General features: G+C 72.8%; 8 protein-coding genes. 4 read left to right on the top strand and 4 right to left on the bottom strand.

The window, feature by feature from the left end:
• Positions 1-54 precede the first annotated feature (54 nt).
• The 3 genes from HDA43_RS21320 to HDA43_RS21310 form a co-directional block, all read right to left on the bottom strand.
• Positions 55-981, bottom strand: coding sequence for a DMT family transporter (locus HDA43_RS21320; protein ID WP_179824444.1), 927 nt, complete (start codon positions 979-981; stop codon positions 55-57).
• A gap of 153 nt (positions 982-1134) precedes the next feature.
• The gene (locus HDA43_RS21315) at positions 1135-1752 is read right to left on the bottom strand and encodes a hypothetical protein (protein WP_179824442.1); all 618 of its coding nucleotides are present in this window, start codon (positions 1750-1752) and stop codon (positions 1135-1137) included.
• Between the two features lie 49 nt (positions 1753-1801).
• Complete coding sequence (locus HDA43_RS21310; protein ID WP_218912343.1) at positions 1802-2527, bottom strand: 2OG-Fe(II) oxygenase; 726 nt, start codon at positions 2525-2527, stop codon at positions 1802-1804.
• A gap of 313 nt (positions 2528-2840) precedes the next feature.
• On the opposite strand from HDA43_RS21310, the gene HDA43_RS21305 reads away from it, so the two are divergent.
• Together HDA43_RS21305 and HDA43_RS21300 are read left to right on the top strand one after the other, a co-directional pair.
• Positions 2841-3203 (top strand): VOC family protein, encoded by a 363-nt coding sequence (locus tag HDA43_RS21305; protein ID WP_179824440.1) that lies wholly within the window; start codon positions 2841-2843, stop codon positions 3201-3203.
• A gap of 154 nt (positions 3204-3357) precedes the next feature.
• The gene (locus HDA43_RS21300; protein WP_179824438.1) at positions 3358-4266 is read left to right on the top strand and encodes a DMT family transporter; all 909 of its coding nucleotides are present in this window, start codon (positions 3358-3360) and stop codon (positions 4264-4266) included.
• On the opposite strand, the gene HDA43_RS21295 is transcribed toward HDA43_RS21300, so the two are convergent.
• On the bottom strand, positions 4205-5554 hold the full coding sequence (locus tag HDA43_RS21295) for an FAD-dependent monooxygenase (protein WP_179824436.1): 1350 nt from the start codon (positions 5552-5554) through the stop codon (positions 4205-4207). The genes HDA43_RS21300 and HDA43_RS21295 overlap by 62 nt on opposite strands.
• Before the next feature lie 392 nt (positions 5555-5946).
• On the opposite strand from HDA43_RS21295, the gene HDA43_RS21290 reads away from it, so the two are divergent.
• Both HDA43_RS21290 and HDA43_RS21285 read left to right on the top strand, forming a co-directional pair.
• Positions 5947-9333, top strand: coding sequence for a LamG-like jellyroll fold domain-containing protein (locus HDA43_RS21290; RefSeq protein WP_179824434.1), 3387 nt, complete (start codon positions 5947-5949; stop codon positions 9331-9333).
• A gap of 449 nt (positions 9334-9782) precedes the next feature.
• Positions 9783-16067 (top strand): RHS repeat-associated core domain-containing protein, encoded by a 6285-nt coding sequence (locus HDA43_RS21285; protein WP_179824432.1) that lies wholly within the window; start codon positions 9783-9785, stop codon positions 16065-16067.
• Positions 16068-16110: the final 43 nt, after the last annotated feature.

The following is a 16110-nucleotide window of genomic DNA, read 5'->3' as shown; positions in this document are numbered from 1 at the left end:
TCCCGGTGTGCGGTCCCGCGCCGCCGGACGGCGGGCGCGGGACCGTGCCGGGGATCAGCCGGTCACCGGCGCCGGTTCCCTCCTCTCCCGCAGGGCGAGGAGGGCCACCGCGGCGAGCAGCAGGGCCGCGCCCGCGACGCCCTGCGCCGTGAACCGCTCACCGAACGCGAGGATCCCGATGGCCGCCGCCCCGACCGGCTCCACGAGCGAGATCACCGAGGCCGTCGTGGCCCGGACGGACCCCAGCCCGGTGAAGAACAGGACGTAGGCCAGGGCCGTCGGGACGACGCCCAGGTAGGCGACGGCCGCCCAGAAGAAGAGCGGGTCGCCGTCCGGGAGCAGCCCACCGGACAGCGCCAGGGGCAGCAGGCACAGGCCGCCGACGGCGAAGCCGCCGAAGGTCGCGGCGTACGGCTCGGCGGAGAAGGCCCGGTTGAGCAGGGTCACCCCCGCGTAGGCGACCGCGGACAGCAGCGCCCAGCCCGTGCCCGCCGCCGAGAAGGACGCCGGGCCGCCGTCGAGGACCAGCATGGCCAAGCCCGCCAGGGCGACCGCCGCGGAGCCGAGCCCGGCCGCGCCCAGCCGCTCGCCCAGCAGCAGCCGCGCGGCGGCGGCCACGAACACCGGGGTCGCGCCTATCGTCACCACCGTGGCGACGGCCAGGCCGGAGGAGGCGACGGCCGCGAAGTAGGCCGTCTGGCAAATGGCCATCGCCACGCCGGTGGCGGCGATCCGGCCGTACCGCCGGGACTCGCGGGCATGGCCCCGGTCCCGGTCTTGGCTCCGGCCTCGGATCCGGCCGATGAAATGGAGGATCGGAAGGAGCGTCGCCGCTCCGGCGGCGAACCGCCAGAACGAGATCGAGACGGGGTCCAGCCCGCCCGAGAGGCGTAGCAGCGCCCCGGCGGCGCCGCCGGTGCCCCAGGCGGTCGCCGCGATGGAAACGTACAGCAGGCCCCGCCGTACGGAGACGTGCGTCATGGAGTTCTCTCCAACAGGAAGGTGGTCGTCGGGCCGCACGTGTGCGGGCAGCAGCCACCCACCGGATCGCTCGGATCCGGTCGTCAGGAGAGGGGACCGCCCGCGTCAGCGGGCGGGCGGCGGAGAGACGATCAGCATGCGCACGGATGGATCCTAACGCCGTCCCCGGCCGGGAGCCCAAGCCTCGGTGGCTCCGGCTCCTCGGAACCGGTCACCGTACGGTCCGTACGCGGTGACCGCGCGGTCATCGGGTGACGGTCCCCGCCCGGTCCGCGGCGGGAAGAAGGTGATCAGGCCGGGGCCGATCTCCCAGGTGCCGCCGTCGAACGCGGCGCCGCGCAGGCCCCGCAGCGTGCCGGGGCCGGCGAGCGCCGCGCTTCGCGTGACGGAGGCGAAGCCGAAGGTCCTCGTCGGCCGCCAGCCGGTGCTGTGCCGCAGGCGGCGGCTCATCTGGGCCCAGCCGAGAGGGATGCCGGCCACCACCCAGGCGTCCGGGTGGCCCGCGGTGAAGCGCCGGGCCGGGCGCAGCCAGGAGGCGGCCTCCTCCGGCCAGTCGACCACCGCGAGGATCTCTCCTTCCCAGGCGTCGGCGAACGCCGCCGCGGCGGCCGCCGAGACGGCGTCGCGGCTGTGGCCGATCGTGACGGTCCCGATCCTGGGGCGCTGGGCGCGCAGCAGTTCGAGCAGCGCGGCCAGTTCGGCGGCCGTGTGCGGGGGCGTGATCGTCTCGGTGGCCCGCATCCCGTGAAGCAGCGGCGAGGTCGTTCGCATGGCGTCATGCCCTCCGGCTCCCATGTGGACCGGGCGTCCGGGGCGGACGTCAGACCGCGTCATGGAAGACCAGGCCGAGGGTGTGCCGCAGGCCGCGCCGTACCGTGCTGACGCCGTGCCGTACCGGAGCGGCGGACCAGCCCCGTGCGGAGGCGACCGGCCGGTCGCGGGTGGTGAAGACCAGTCCGTGACCCTGGGGCAGCAGCGTCACCGTACCCCGCGACTGGGCCCGGGGGCGCTGTTCCACCAGCAGGAACTCCCCGCCGTCGTAATCCGTGCCCGGCCGGTCCAGGCCGATCACGATCTGCAGCGGAAACACCAGGTCTCCGTACAGGTCGCGATGCAGGGCGTTCCAGTCACCGCCGCGATAACGCAGCAAGATGGGCGTCGGCCTGGTCTGCCCGGCGGCATGGCACATCGCGAGCCATTCGTCCAGGCTGTCCGGCCAGGGCGCGGGCCTGCCGAGCCTGGTCGCCCAGTCGCGGGCGATGGGCAGCAGCCGTGGGTAGAACGCCTGCCGCAGCTGCCCCACCAGGTGGGGGAAGGGCCGGCCGAAGTAGCGGTACTGGCCGCGGCCGAAGCGGAACCGTGCCATGTCGATCGTCGAACGGAACCGGGAGACCTCGTCGTAGAGTCCGGCGATCTCGCGGCACTCGTCCCCGGTGAGGATCGGACCGGTCAGCGCGCAGCCGTGGGCGTCCATCTCCTGGGCCAGGCCGGCCCAGTCGGTGCCTGCCACGCGTTCGTGCGGGGTGACCGCCATCGGTGTCGGCATGTTCGCTCCTCGGTGTCACGTCGGTGGGGACAGGAACACCCGGCTCGGGTCCGGGCCACATGGGCGACGGCTGGAACGCGCCCTTTTCCCCCTCGCCCTGTATAACGCCGGTCCGGCCCCGGGTTCCGGCGGGTTCCGGACGTCGTGTCGGGGCCACTGTCGCGGCCGTGGCCCCGGCACGTGGCGCGACCGGCCCGAAGGGGTCCGCCCGCCGTACCGGGGCCGGGCGTGGGAGCCTCGCCGATCCGGGAGATCCGCATTTTCTTCCTGTACCTGACAGCACGTGGCAGGTATGGGCGGCACGATGAGATCCATGACCATGACCGCGAAATTCCTCGCCGTGAACATCGACTGCGCCGACCCCCGGGGGCTGGCCGAGTTCTACTCGAAGGTCTTCGGCTACGAGGTGCAGTACGCCGAGGACACCTACGCCGGGATCGGCGACGGCACGATGAGCATCTACTTCCAGCAGAACCTCGACCGCAGGCCGGCCGCCTGGCCGGGGCCCGACAAGCATTTCCACCTCGACGTCCTCGTCCCGGACGTGGCGCAGGCGGTCGAGGACTACCTGAAGCTCGGCGCCTCCAAGCCGGACTTCCAGCCCGGTGAGGGCAAGTGGATCGTCCTCGCCGACCCCGAGGGGCACCTCTTCTGCGTCTGCCCCCAGCGCGACTGAGGCCCCCGCCCGCGGGGAGGACACGGGTTCGCACCGTCAAGAGGTATCTGCCGGTACATGACCCGGCGCTTACTTCCCCGCCGGGCCCCTAAGCTGGAACAATGATCCGACTGCCATCGCCTCCCCCCGTCCTGCTCGTCCTCGGGGAGTGGCGATGACCTGGGCCGGAGTGACGATCGCCCTGGTCGGTGCGCTGGGTTACGCGCTCGGCGCCGCCCTCCAGCAGTTCGAGGCGGTCACCGAGGGAGCCTCGCTCAAGCTGATGCGGCGCCCCCGCTGGTGGATCGGCGGCATCATCGGGTTCACCGGCGCCAGCCTCCACGCCGTCGCGCTGAGCCTCGCCCCCCTGGTCGTCGTGCAGCCGATCAGCGTGGCGACGCTGGTGTTCGCGGTGCCGCTGGCGGCGATGCTGCACGGCAGGCGGCCGCACCGGGCGGAGATCCTGGGGTCGATCGCGGTGGCCGTCGGCCTGCTCGGGCTGATGCTGCTGGTCCCGGCCCACCCCAGCGTCCCGCACCTGACGAACACCGAGGCGCTGGGCTTCCTGGGCTGCGTCGGGCTGGTCGTGCTGATCTCCCACCTCGCCGCCCGCAGGGCGCGCGGCCCGGCCAAGGCGCTGCTGATGTCCGTCGGCGCGGGAGCGGTGACGGCCAGTGTGTCCACCTTCGTCCGGGTGGTGGGCGGCGACCTCCAGGGCGACCTGAGCAGGCTGCTGACCTGGTTCACGCTCGCCATCCCGGTGCTGCTGGTCTGCGCGGTGGTGCTGCTGCAGAGGTCCTACGCGATCGGCTACTTCGGGATCGCCTACGCCGCGGTCCAGGTGGTCGACCCCATCACCTCGGTCCTCGCCGGAGCGCTGCTGCTCGACGAGGCACTGCCGAGCGGGGCCGCCGACGCGGTCCCCGCCCTGCTGGCCTCGGCGCTGCTGATCTGGGGGACCGTCACCCTCGGACGGCTCTCCCCGGACCACGGCCGCACCCCCGTCCCGGAGGTCCCGCCGATCACCTCGCCTCCCGCCGGGCCGCAGCCGCCGGAGACGTCAGGGGCGTCACGGGTGGCCTGAGCCGGGACCCGGGCGGCGTGGGCGGCCGCCAGCCGAGCACCTCGTCCATCGCGGCGGTCATCCGCCCGCCGGCGAGACGCCAGGCGAGCGCCATCATCGTGTCGCGCAGCCGTACGGCCAGCGGGTTGCGCAGCCGGGTGGTGCGGCAGATCGACGCCGACCGGGCCATGATCCGCGCGGTCCGCTCCAGCCGGGCGGCGGTGTACGGGCCCAGGTCCACGCCGGCCGCACCCGCCGGGCCGCCGCCGTCCCCGGCGACGTGGGCGAGCACCACCGCGTCCTCGATCGCCTGGCAGGCGCCCTGCCCCATGTTGGGTGTCATGGCGTGGGCCGCGTCGCCCAGCAGCGCCACCCTGCCGAGGTGCAGCGCGGGCAACGGGGTGGCCAGGTGGTGGACGTCGTTGCGGAGGACGAGCTCCGGCGGGGCCGCCTCCAGCAGCGCCGGGATGGGGTCGTGCCACCCGCCGAACAGGCGGAGCAGCTCGGCCCGGCGGCTCTCGCCGTCCCCGGGGTCCTCGCCCGCCGGGACGGTGTCGGTGGCGTAGCAGTAGGCCGTGCCGCCGGCCAGCGGCATGACGCCGAAGACCCTGCCCTCGCCCCAGCTCTCGAACGTCCGGCCGGGCCGTCCCCCGCCGGGGACGAGCAGCCGCCAGCTCGTGACGCCCGCGTAGGAGGGGCCCGGGTGGCCGGGGAACAGCGCGGCCCGGACCGGGGAGCGGATGCCGTCGGCCGCCACGACGAGGTCGGCCACCACCTCGGCCGTCCCGGCGGCGCCGTCATGGGCCGCGCCGCCATCCGGACCCGCGCCGCCATCCGGGCCCGCGCCCGCCCGACCCGTGTCCGCGCCGGTGTCCGCGTCCGACGGGTCACCGGTCCGGACGGTCACCCGGCCGGTGTACGGGTCCACCGCCGTGACCGTGGAACCCAGCCGGATCACGCCGGGCTCCAGCCGGGCCGCGATCGCGTCGACCAGGTCCGTACGGCGCAGCAGCACGACGGAGTCGCCGTGCCGGGCGGAGGTGGCCTCCTCGGTGGTCCGCATCAGCCACCGGCCGTCCGCGCGACGGATGCCGGCCTCGCCCTGGACAGCCGACAGCCGCCGGATGTCGTCCCCGACGCCGATCGTGTCGAGGGCCCGGAGCGCGTTGGCGGCGATGGCCAGCCCCGAACCGACCGGTTCCAGGGACGGCGCCCGTTCGAACACCGTGACCTCCCAGCCGCGCCGCCGCAGCGCCGCCGCCGCCGTCAGCCCGCCGATCCCCGCCCCGACCACCACCGCGTGCGCCACGGTCCCTCCTTCGTCACTACGAATGTAGTGACGGTACTACGTCTGTAGTTTTACTACAAATGTAGTCCCGGGAACGCGGAGTCGCGGCATGCCGGATCCGCGGAGAAGGGCGCCGCGGAGGGCGCGCCGCGGGGGCGGGACCTGCCGGGATGGTCGCCGGGTGACGCCGTGATCGCCAGTGAGGGGACGGGGCCGCACGACCGGTCTTCGCGGGCCGGTCGGGCCGTGTGCTGGCAGTTTTCTTCAGGAAGGGGAAGTTTCTGAAGAAATGTGTCACAAGATCTGGACGGTCCCCTCCACGCGGGTGACAATCCGCTTGTCAATTCAAGATCATGGAGACGCCGGACGACCATGGGCCGCGCGGCGTCCCAGCTCGACGACGGCGAGGGCCGATGCGCTTAGGTCGTGGACTGGTCGTGGTGATGCTGGCGGGCGTGGCCGCCGTGACGCCTCTCAATCGTTCGGACGCCGTCGCCGGCACGTGGGAACAGACCACGGACGCCGTCACGGGACCGCGGGACGCGGATCCCGCGGGGAAACCGGCCGGACCCCTCGCCGGCCGTACGGAACGACCGGCGGAGGAACCGGCCCAGGCGCTCGCCCGCCGGACGGGGAAACCGGTCGAGGTCGCCGCGATGCGCACGGAGACCCGCCAGGTCTTCGCCGAACCGGACGGCACCTTCACCCTGGAGCAGTACGCGCGTCCGGTGCGGGTCCGCCAGGAAGGCCGATGGGTGGACGTGGACCCGACGCTCCGGGCCCGTCCCGACGGCACGATCGCCCCCGTCGCGACGGCGGTCGGCCTGACGTTCTCGGGCGGCGGGAACGCGCCGCTCGCCCGGATGGCCCGCGGCGACAGGACGCTGGAGCTGGGCTGGCCGGGCACGCTGCCGAAGCCCGTGCTGAAGGACGACACCGCGACCTACCCAGAGGTGCTTCCCGGGGTCGACCTCCAGGTCAAGGCGGACGTCGACGGCTTCTCCCACCTCCTCGTGGTCAAGTCGCGCGCCGCGGCCCGGAACAGGGCCCTCACCGAGCTGAACCTCCCGATCTCGGCCGACGGGCTGTCGCTGAAATCCACCGAGGGCGGCAACATCGAGGCGGTCGACGGGAACGGCGGATCGATCTTCACCGCCTCACCGCCGATGATGTGGGACTCCTCGGGAACCCCGGCCGCGCGCACGCCGGCGAAGGGAGCGGAGACGGCGGCAGGGGCGGAGACACCGGCGGGGGAAGGCGCGTCCGCGGACGCGCGCCGTGAGGTGATGGGCCTCGAACTCACCGGCGGGAAGCTGGTGCTCAAACCGCACCGCGGCATGATCGAGGACCCGGGGACCAAGTTCCCCATCTACCTCGACCCGTTCTTCTCCGCGGCCCGCGGCGCCTGGACGTCCGTCTGGAGCAACAACCCCTCGTCCAACTTCCTGAACGCCAACGACGTCGCCAGGGTGGGACACGTCTCCGGGCAGACCAACAGGTCGTTCTTCCAGATGAACACCGGCACGACCATCCACGGCAAGCAGATCATCAAGGCGACGCTGCGCACGTACGAGACCTGGTCCTACTCGTGCGGCGCGCGGAAGGTCGAGGCCTGGGCGACCGGCACGATCAGCAAGAGCACCACCTGGAACAAGCAGCCCACCTGGTCCAGACTCCTCGACACCGTGAACGTCGCGAAGGGCTGGGGGCCGTCCTGCCTGCCCGGCGGCGTCGAGTTCGACGTCACCAGCCAGGCCGCCGACGCCGCGGCGAAGAACTGGCCCAACATCACCGTCGGGCTCAGGGCCACGAGCGAGACGGACGTCTACGCCTGGAAGAAGTTCAAGAACAACCCCAGCCTGGTGATCGAGTTCAACTCGCCGCCCGCCGCGCCCGTGGCCGCCGACACCTGGTCGGACCCGGGAGGCGACTGCGTCACCGGCGCCGAGCGGCCGATCATCGGCACCACCACGCCGAAGCTGTGGGCCAAACTGCGGGACGCCGACAACGCGGTCAGGGGACGGTTCGAGTGGTGGACCGCCGCCGGCACGAAGGTGGGGGAGCGGCTCACCGAGTCGCAGGGAACGGGCAGCGCCTTCTTCGCGACCGTCCCGCAGGGCGCCTTCGGTGACGGCGACGTGATCCGCTGGCGGGTCCGCGCGGAGGACGGCAGGATCAACAGCGCGTGGAGCCCCTGGTGCGAGATGACCGCCGACGCCTCCGCGCCCGGAGGGGAACCGGTGGTGACCTCGACGGACTACCCGGAGGACGGCTGGAGCGACGGCGTCGGCCGGTCCGGCTCCTTCACGTTCACCGCGGCCGGCGTCGCCGACGTCGTCGGCTACGTCTACGGGCTGGACACCGCCCCCAAGGCCGAGGTCGCGGCCGACCAGGCGGGCGGGCCCGCGACGATCCGGCTCACCCCCCGCCACGACGGCCCCAACGTGCTGGCGGTGCGCAGCAAGGACCGCGCGGGACACCAGAGCCCGATCCGCACCTACGTGTTCAACGTCAACCCGGGCACCGGTCCCGACGGGCACTGGACCCTGGACGACGGGCAGGGCGGGGTGGCCGCCGACCGCACGGGCGCCCACCCGGCCACCCTGTACGGCGCGGCCGCCTGGACCACCGGCAGGACGGGCGCGGGGCTGCGGCTCGACGGCGCCGGCGGCCACGCGCGGACCACCGGCCCCGTCGTGTCCACCCTGGGCGACCTCACGGTCGCCGCCTGGGTGCGGCTGACCGGCACCGGCGCCGCCGCGACCGCGGTCGGCCAGGACGGCGGGCGCAACGGCGGCTTCTCCCTGGGGTACTCCAAGGCCGACGGCCGCTGGGCGCTGAGCCGTACCGTCGCGGACACCGACGGGGCGGCGGTGGTACGCGCGCTGTCGACGTCCGCGCCGAGGCCCGGCGAGTGGACCCACCTCGCCGGCGTCTACGACACGGCCGCGGGGGAGCTGTCCCTCTACGTCAACGGCCGCCTGGAGTCGGCGGTCCCGTTCACCCGGCCGTGGGACGCGACCGGGCCGCTGACGATCGGCAGGACGAAGACCGGCGGAGCGGAGACGGAGTTCTGGCCGGGCGACGTCGACGACGTCCGCGTCCACGGGCGCGCCATGTTCGGCGACGAGGTCGACGACCTGGTGAACAGCGCCGCGACGCTGGTCGGGCACTGGAAGCTGGACGAGGAATCCGGCGCCGTCGCCGCCGACTCCTCCGGCCGGGCGTCGGCGGCGACGCTGGGCGGCGGGGCGTCGTGGACCGAGGGCTGGCTGGACGGCGCGCTCGCCCTCGACGGGACGGGCGGTCACGCGCAGGCCGCCGGTCCCGCCGTCAACACCGCGACGGGATTCACCGTCGCCGCCTGGACCCAGCTCGACTACCTGCCCACCCGCGACGCGGCGATCGTCTCCCAGGCCGGGAGCAGGGCCAGCGGATTCCAGCTCGGTTACGACAAGGAGAAGGGGCGCTGGGTCCTCGGCATGGCCGCCGCCGACACCGACACCGCCGCGGTGGCGCGGACACGCTCCGACGCGGTCCCCGCGCCGTTCGAGTGGACCCACGTGGCCGGGGTCTACGACCCCCTCCAGGGCGAACTGCGCATCTACGTGAACGGCCGGCTGTCGGCCGGTACCGTCACCGCCCACGTCAGCTCGTGGAACGCCACCGGCCCGCTGCAACTGGGCCGGGCCAAGGCCGCGGGCGTCTTCACCGGTCACTGGCCGGGGATCGTGGACGACGTCCGTACCTATGACGGCGTGCTGAGCGCCGAACAGATCGCCCAGCTGGCCGCCCAGTAGTCCCCGGGCGGATCTCCCGATCGGCCGCCCGGCACTCCGCCGGGCGGCCCCGACTCACCGGCCCCCGACTCACCGGCCCCTGACCCACCGGCCCTCGACTCACCGGCCCTCGACTCACCGGCCCTCGACTCACCGGCCCTCGACTCACCGGTCCCCATCCCATCGGTTTCCCCGCCCCCACCGATCCCCGATCCCCGGTCCCCGGCCTCCGGTCCCCGCCCCGGCCTTCCCCCGATCCCGGTCTCCTCCGGTCCCGCTCCGACCTTCCCTGCTCAATTCCGGTCTTCCATATCCCGTTTTATCCCTTCTTGTCTCGTTTCTTCTCCTCTCGGTCGCTCACCGCCCCGCCCCTTCCCGTCCCTTTCCGAACCGGTCGTTCACCCCTCCGCCCCGGCTCGTCCAGCCGGTCACTCCCCCCGTTCGACTCGTCCACAGATTGGGTGAAGTCAGTGAACCTGGCACATGATCCAGATCCTCCGGAGTCCTACTGGAACCGTCTGACGCATCCCGTACGGGAGTCGCCGTGGCCCCGGCGGCTGGCGGCCACGCTGGCGGTCGTCGTGATGGCGCCGCTGGTGCACGCGGAGCCCGCGAGCGCCGCGCCCCGTTCCGCTCCGGCCGTCCAGCGGGAGACCCCGGTCCTCGGAAAGCGGGTCCCCGTACTGCCCAGGACGGCCGACCCGGCGGAGAAGCAGGCGTGGAAGACGCCGCCGAGCGTCGTCTGGCCGAAACCGCAGGCGGTCGAGCTGGACGCGACCGGCGGCGCCGGCGCGCGCACGCTGACGGCCGACTTCCCGGTACGGCTCGCCCCGCCGAAGAAGCCCGCCGAGCCCGCCAAGGCCGCGGACGACAGGAACGGCGAGGGCGGCAAGGAAGCCAAGGAAAGCAAGGAGGTCGCGGCGGCGGCCACCCCCGACAGGGTCCGCGTCGAACTGCTCGACACCGCGCCGTCCGGACTCCTCGGTCTCGCCCTGCGGGTGACGGCGGGGCAGGGACTGGCGGTCGCGAGGGGGCGCACCCGGCTGGAGATCGACTACTCCGGCTTCCGGTACGCCTTCGGCGGCGACTACGGCGCCAGGTTGCGGCTGGTACGGCTGGACGAGTGCGCCCTGACGGCCCCGACGGCCCCGACCGCCGCGGCCGCCTGCCCGCGACCCGAACCCGTACCGTCCGACAACGACGCGAAGAACGGCACGCTGGCCGCCGACGTCGACATGCCGGCGCTGTACGCGCTGCAGGCGGCGCCCTCCGGGCCGTCGGGCGACCACGCGGCCACCTCGCTCGCCCCCTCGTCGAACTGGAGCGTCGGCACGCAGTCGGGTGACTTCACCTGGGACTACGGCCTGCGGGCGCCACCCGCGCTGGGCGGTGAGGAACCCGAGATGTCGCTCGTCTACAGCTCCCAGAGCGTGGACGGCCGCACCGTCTCGACGAACAACCAGCCGTCCTGGGCGGGCGAGGGGTTCGAGCTGAACCCCGGCGGCTACATCGAACGCCGCTACAAGTCGTGCATGATCGACGGCAAGAAGACCGGCGACCTGTGCTGGGACCAGGAGAACGCGACACTGGCCCTCGGCAACTCGGCCGTCGAGCTGGTCAAGGACGCCACGACCAAGCAGTGGCGGCCCAGGCGCGACGACGGGACGCGCGTCGAGTACCTCACGGGCGCCGCCAACGGCGACGACAACGGTGAGCACTGGCGCGTCACCACCGACGACGGCACCCAGTACACCTTCGGCCTGAACCGCCTGCCCGGCTGGGCCACGGGCAAGCCGGAGACCGGGTCGACGTGGACGGTGCCGGTGTTCGGCAACAACAGCGGCGAGCCCTGCCACAAGAGCGACGCGGCGTCCTCCTGGTGTCAGCAGGCCTACCGGTGGAACCTCGACCTCGCCGTCGACACGCACGGCAACGCCACCACCTACTGGTACGGGGCCGAGAAGAACCACTACGGGCGGAACATGAAGCCCGAGCAGGGCACGGAGTACGTGCGCGGCGGATACCTCAAGCGGATCGACTACGGCTACCTGCGGGGCGAGCTGTTCACCAGGTCGCCCGCGGCCCGCGTCGTCTTCGACGTCGCCGAACGCTGCGTGCCCGGCGGGACGGTCACCTGCGCCGCCGACCAGCTCAAGAAGGAGACGGCGAGCCACTGGCCCGACGTCCCCTTCGACCAGATCTGCGGCTCGGGGGAGAAGTGCACCGACCGGCTGTCGCCGACGTTCTTCACCCGTCTGCGCCTGGCGAAGGTCACCACCCAGGTGCTCAACCCCGACACGGCCAAGTGCGCGGGCAAGCCGTACTGCGACGTCGACTCCTGGACGCTGACGCACTCCTTCCCCGCGACGGGTGACGGCCTCAGCCCCTCGCTGTGGCTCGCGTCCATCCAGCAGAGCGGCCACGTGGGCGGCACCATCACCCTGCCGAAGATCACGTTCGCCGGCGTCCAGCTGCCCAACAGGGTGGATTCCAACGAGGGCCGCGCGCCGCTCGTCAAGTGGCGGGTCCGGTCGGTGAACAACGAGAGCGGCGGGGAGCTCCGGGTCGAGTACGGCCCCGCCGACTGCAAGCCGGGAGACGCGCCGGCCGCCGACCGCAACGGCCGGCTCTGCTTCCCCCAGCGGTGGGCGCCGCCGGACGAGGGCGAGGTCACCGACTGGTTCCACAAGTACGTCGTGACGCGGACGCTGGAGATCGACCGGGTCGCGCAGTCACCGCCGGTCGTCACCGACTACGAGTACCTCGACGGCGCCGCCTGGCACTACGCCGACAACATCCTGGTGAAACCCGAGCACCGCACCTGGTCGGAGTGGCGCGGGTTCGGCAGGGTCAGGGTCCGCGGCGGCGACGGACAGGACACCCAGCGCACGCTCACCGAGTTCCGGTACTTCCGCGGCATGGACGGCGACCGCCAGGCCGACGGTTCCAAACGCCGGGCGCAGGTCGTGGACTCCGAGGGCGGCAAGCTGGACGACTTCGACCAGTTCGCCGGGTTCGAGCGTGAGGAGATCCTCTACGAGGGCGACGGCGGGGAGATCGCGACCGCCACGGCGGAGGAGCCGTGGTCGCTCAAGACGGCCGAGTCCACCCAGGGCGGCGTCACCAAGCTCGCCCACATCGTCGAGCCGAAATCCATGGTGACCCGCACCGCGCTGGAGGGCGGGAAGTGGCGGCGCACCGCCGAGGAACGCGCCTACGACACCCAGGGCATGCTCACCCAGGTCGACGAGAAGGGCGACCTGGACACCGGTGACGACGACCAGTGCACCCGCTACACCTACGCCCGCAACACCACGGCGTGGCTGCTGGACTACACCAGCAGGATCCACAAGGTCGCCGCGGGATGCGGCGCCGGCGTGTCGAAACTGGCCGCCGCCGACGTGATCTCCGACGAGAGGATGCAGTTCGACGGCGGGCCGTACGGCCAGGCGCCCGTCAAGGGCGACGTCACCGCCGTCCAGTCCGTGGCCGGGGACGGCTCGGCCGTCACCGAGTCGGTCAAGACCTACGACGCCTACGGGCGGATGACCAGCGAGACCGACGCGGCGGGCACCAAGGTCGTCACCGCCTACACACCGACCTCCGGCGCTCCGGCGACGGAGGTCACCGAGACCAACCCGCTCGGCCACGTGGAACGCACCCTCATCGAGCCGGCCTGGGGCGAGGTCGTCACCGAGATCGACGCCAACAACCGGCGCGTCGACCTGGAGCACGACGCGCTCGGCCGTCTCGTCAAGGTGTGGCAGGGCGACCGCAGCAAGGAGGCCGGCCAGTCGCCCAGCACCGAGTACTCCTACCTGACGCGTAACGACGGCCCCAACGTCGTCACCACGAAGACCCTGCGGGCGGACGGCGGCTACACCGTCAGCCACGAGCTGCTCGACGGCCTGCTGCGCCCCCGGCAGACCCAGGAGCCGGCGCCCCGGGACGACCAGGCGCAGGATCCCGCGCTGCGCGACGGGCGCACGATCACCGACACCTTCCACAACTCGCTCGGCGAGGTGGCCAAGTCCAACAGCGGCTACTTCAGCCCCGGCGAGCCGTCCACCGAGCTGCTGGGGGTGGCCGACACGGCCGTTCCCAGCCAGATCGTCACCTCCTACGACGGGACCGGGGAGGTGTCCGTCCAGGCGTTCCGGGTCAAGGGCGTGGAGAAGTGGCGAGCCGCCGCCACCTACCGCGGCGACCGGATGCACATCACCGCCCCCGCCGGAGGCACCGCCGTCACCCGCATCGGCGACGCCGAGGGCCGGCTCGTCGAACTGAGGCAGTACAAGGGGGCCACGCCCACCGGCGACTACGAGGCGACCAAGTACACCTACGACACGTCGGACCGGCTGGCCACCGTGACCGACCACGCGGGCAACGTGTGGCGGCACACCTACGACCTGCGGGGCAGGGAGATCAGGACCGAGGACCCCGACAAGGGCGTCACGACGTTCACCTACAACGACGTCGACGAGGCCGTCACCTCCACCGACGCCCGGGGCCGGACCCTGGCGTACGTCTACGACGCGCTGGGGCGCAAGCGCGAGCTCCACGAGGGCTCCACGACCGGCCCGCTGCTCGCGGAGTGGAAGTACGACGCGCTGGCCAAGGGGCACATGAACGCCAGCATCCGCTACGTCGGCGGCCAGGCGTACAAGGCGGAGATCAACGCGATCGACGCCGAGTACCGCACCCTGCGGCAGACCGTCACCGTCCCCGCCAGGGAAGGCAAGCTGGCCGGGTCGTACGTGCTCAACAGCCGCTACACCCTCGACGACCAGGTGCAGTCCGCCGGCTTCCCCGCCGCGGGCGGGCTGGCGGAGGAGTCGGTCGTCTACACCTACGACGGGCTCAGCCAGCCGGTCACCGTCACCGGCCTGTCGTCGTACGTCACGGCCACCCGCTACTCCAAGCTGGGCGAGACCCTGCAGTACGAGCTGAACAGCGGCGGGAAGAAGAGCTGGCTCACCTACACCCACGACGAGAGCACCCGGCGGCTGACCCGGACCCGGCTGGACCGCGAGTCGGCCCCGGCGCCCGACCTGGACCTCAACTACACCTACGACCCGGCCGGGAACATCACCAGGATCACGGACATGGACGGCGGCCGGTCCAAGGACACCCAGTGCTTCACCTACGACCACCTGCGCCGCCTGACCGCGGCGTGGACGGCCACCGACGACTGCGCGGGCGGCGGCCCGCGGTCGGACACGATCGGCGGCGTGGCGCCGTACGCGATCGGCTACGCCTACGACTCCACCGGCAACAGGACGAAGGAGACGCGGCACGCGTTCGGCGGGCGCGCGGAGTCCGTCCGCTCCTACACCTACCCCGCCGCGGGTGAGGCGCGGCCGCACGCCCTCCTGACGGCCGGCACGGACGTCTTCGCCTACGACGAGGCCGGGAACACGACCCGGCGCAAGGTCGGGGCGGCCGACCAGACCCTGGTCTGGGACGCCGAGGGCAACCTCGAATCGGTGACCGAGGCGGGAAAGACCACGTCGTTCGTGTACGACGCCGACGGCGAGCGGCTGCTCCGCAAGACGCCGACGGACTCGACGCTTTACATCGACGACATGGAGCTGCGGCTCGACATCGCCAAGGACGTCGTCGAGTGCACCCGCTACTACACCATCGGCGACGAGACGATCGCCGTGCGGACCCCCGACAACAAGGTGTACTTCCTGGCGTCCGACCATCAGGGCACCGCGCAGGCGGCGGTCAACGGCGGCACCGGAGACGTGGCCGTCCGCAGGACGACGCCGTTCGGTGAGGACCGCGGCGCGGTACCGCCGTGGTGGCCCGGCCAGCGGGGATTCGTGGGAGGCGTGCGGGACGCGTCGACCGGGCTCGTCCAGCTCGGCGCCCGCGAGTACGACCCCGTGAACGGCCGGTTCCTGTCCGTCGACCCGGTCATCGACGAGGAGGACCCCCAGCAGCTCAACGCCTACGCCTACGCCAACAACAGCCCCGTCACGATGAGCGACCCCGACGGGCAGCTGGTCTGGATCGTCGTCGGCATCGCGGCCAGGATCGCGGCGCGCGCCCTGGCCAGGAAGCTCGCCCAGGCGGCCGCCAGGCGGGCGGCCCAGGCGGCGGCCCGGCGGGCGGCCATCGCGCTGGCCAAGCGGCGGGCCGCCGCGCTCGCCAAGAAGAAGGCCGCGGAGCTGGCGAAGAGGAAGGCCGCGGAGCTGGCGAAGAAGAAGGCCGCGCAGGCGGCGAAGAAACGAGCGGCCGAGAAGGCCAGGAAGGCGGCCGCCGCGGCGGCCAAGAGAAGAGCGGCGGCGGCCGCGCGCCGGGCGGCGGCCCGGCGGGCCAAGGCGGCCGTGGCCAAGGCGCGCAGCAGACGCGTGAGCAGGGCCCCGGCCAAGCCGGCCCGGCAGCGGCCCGCCCACCGTCCGACCAGCCGCAAGGCGGTCCAACGGCAGTCCCCGCCCAAGGCGCAACGCTCGCCGGTCAGGGACGGGAGCTACCACCGCATCGACGGGAGCAGGCATCCGTCGAAATCCGTCAGCGTCTACCGCGACGGGAAGATGTACCCCGACGGACGGCCGCCCCAGGGCATGGTGCGGCCCTCGGGGTCGGGACAGGGCATGCGGCAGGACTACAAACCGGCGGAGTTGGACCCGCCGTCGACGAGGACGGGCATCGTCGCCGAGACGGCGGCCCGGTCGACCAAGTTCATCAACGAGGGCGACCTGGACAGCCTCTTCATGCACATCATCCGCCTGGCGGGGGGAGGGTGATCCCGGCCGGTCACCCACCGGTCCGATGACCGGCGGGTGACCG

The sequence above is a fragment of the Streptosporangium sandarakinum genome (genome assembly GCF_013409935.1).
GTDB lineage: Bacteria > Actinomycetota > Actinomycetes > Streptosporangiales > Streptosporangiaceae > Streptosporangium > Streptosporangium nondiastaticum.
This window is presented reverse-complemented; position numbering and strand designations above follow the sequence as displayed.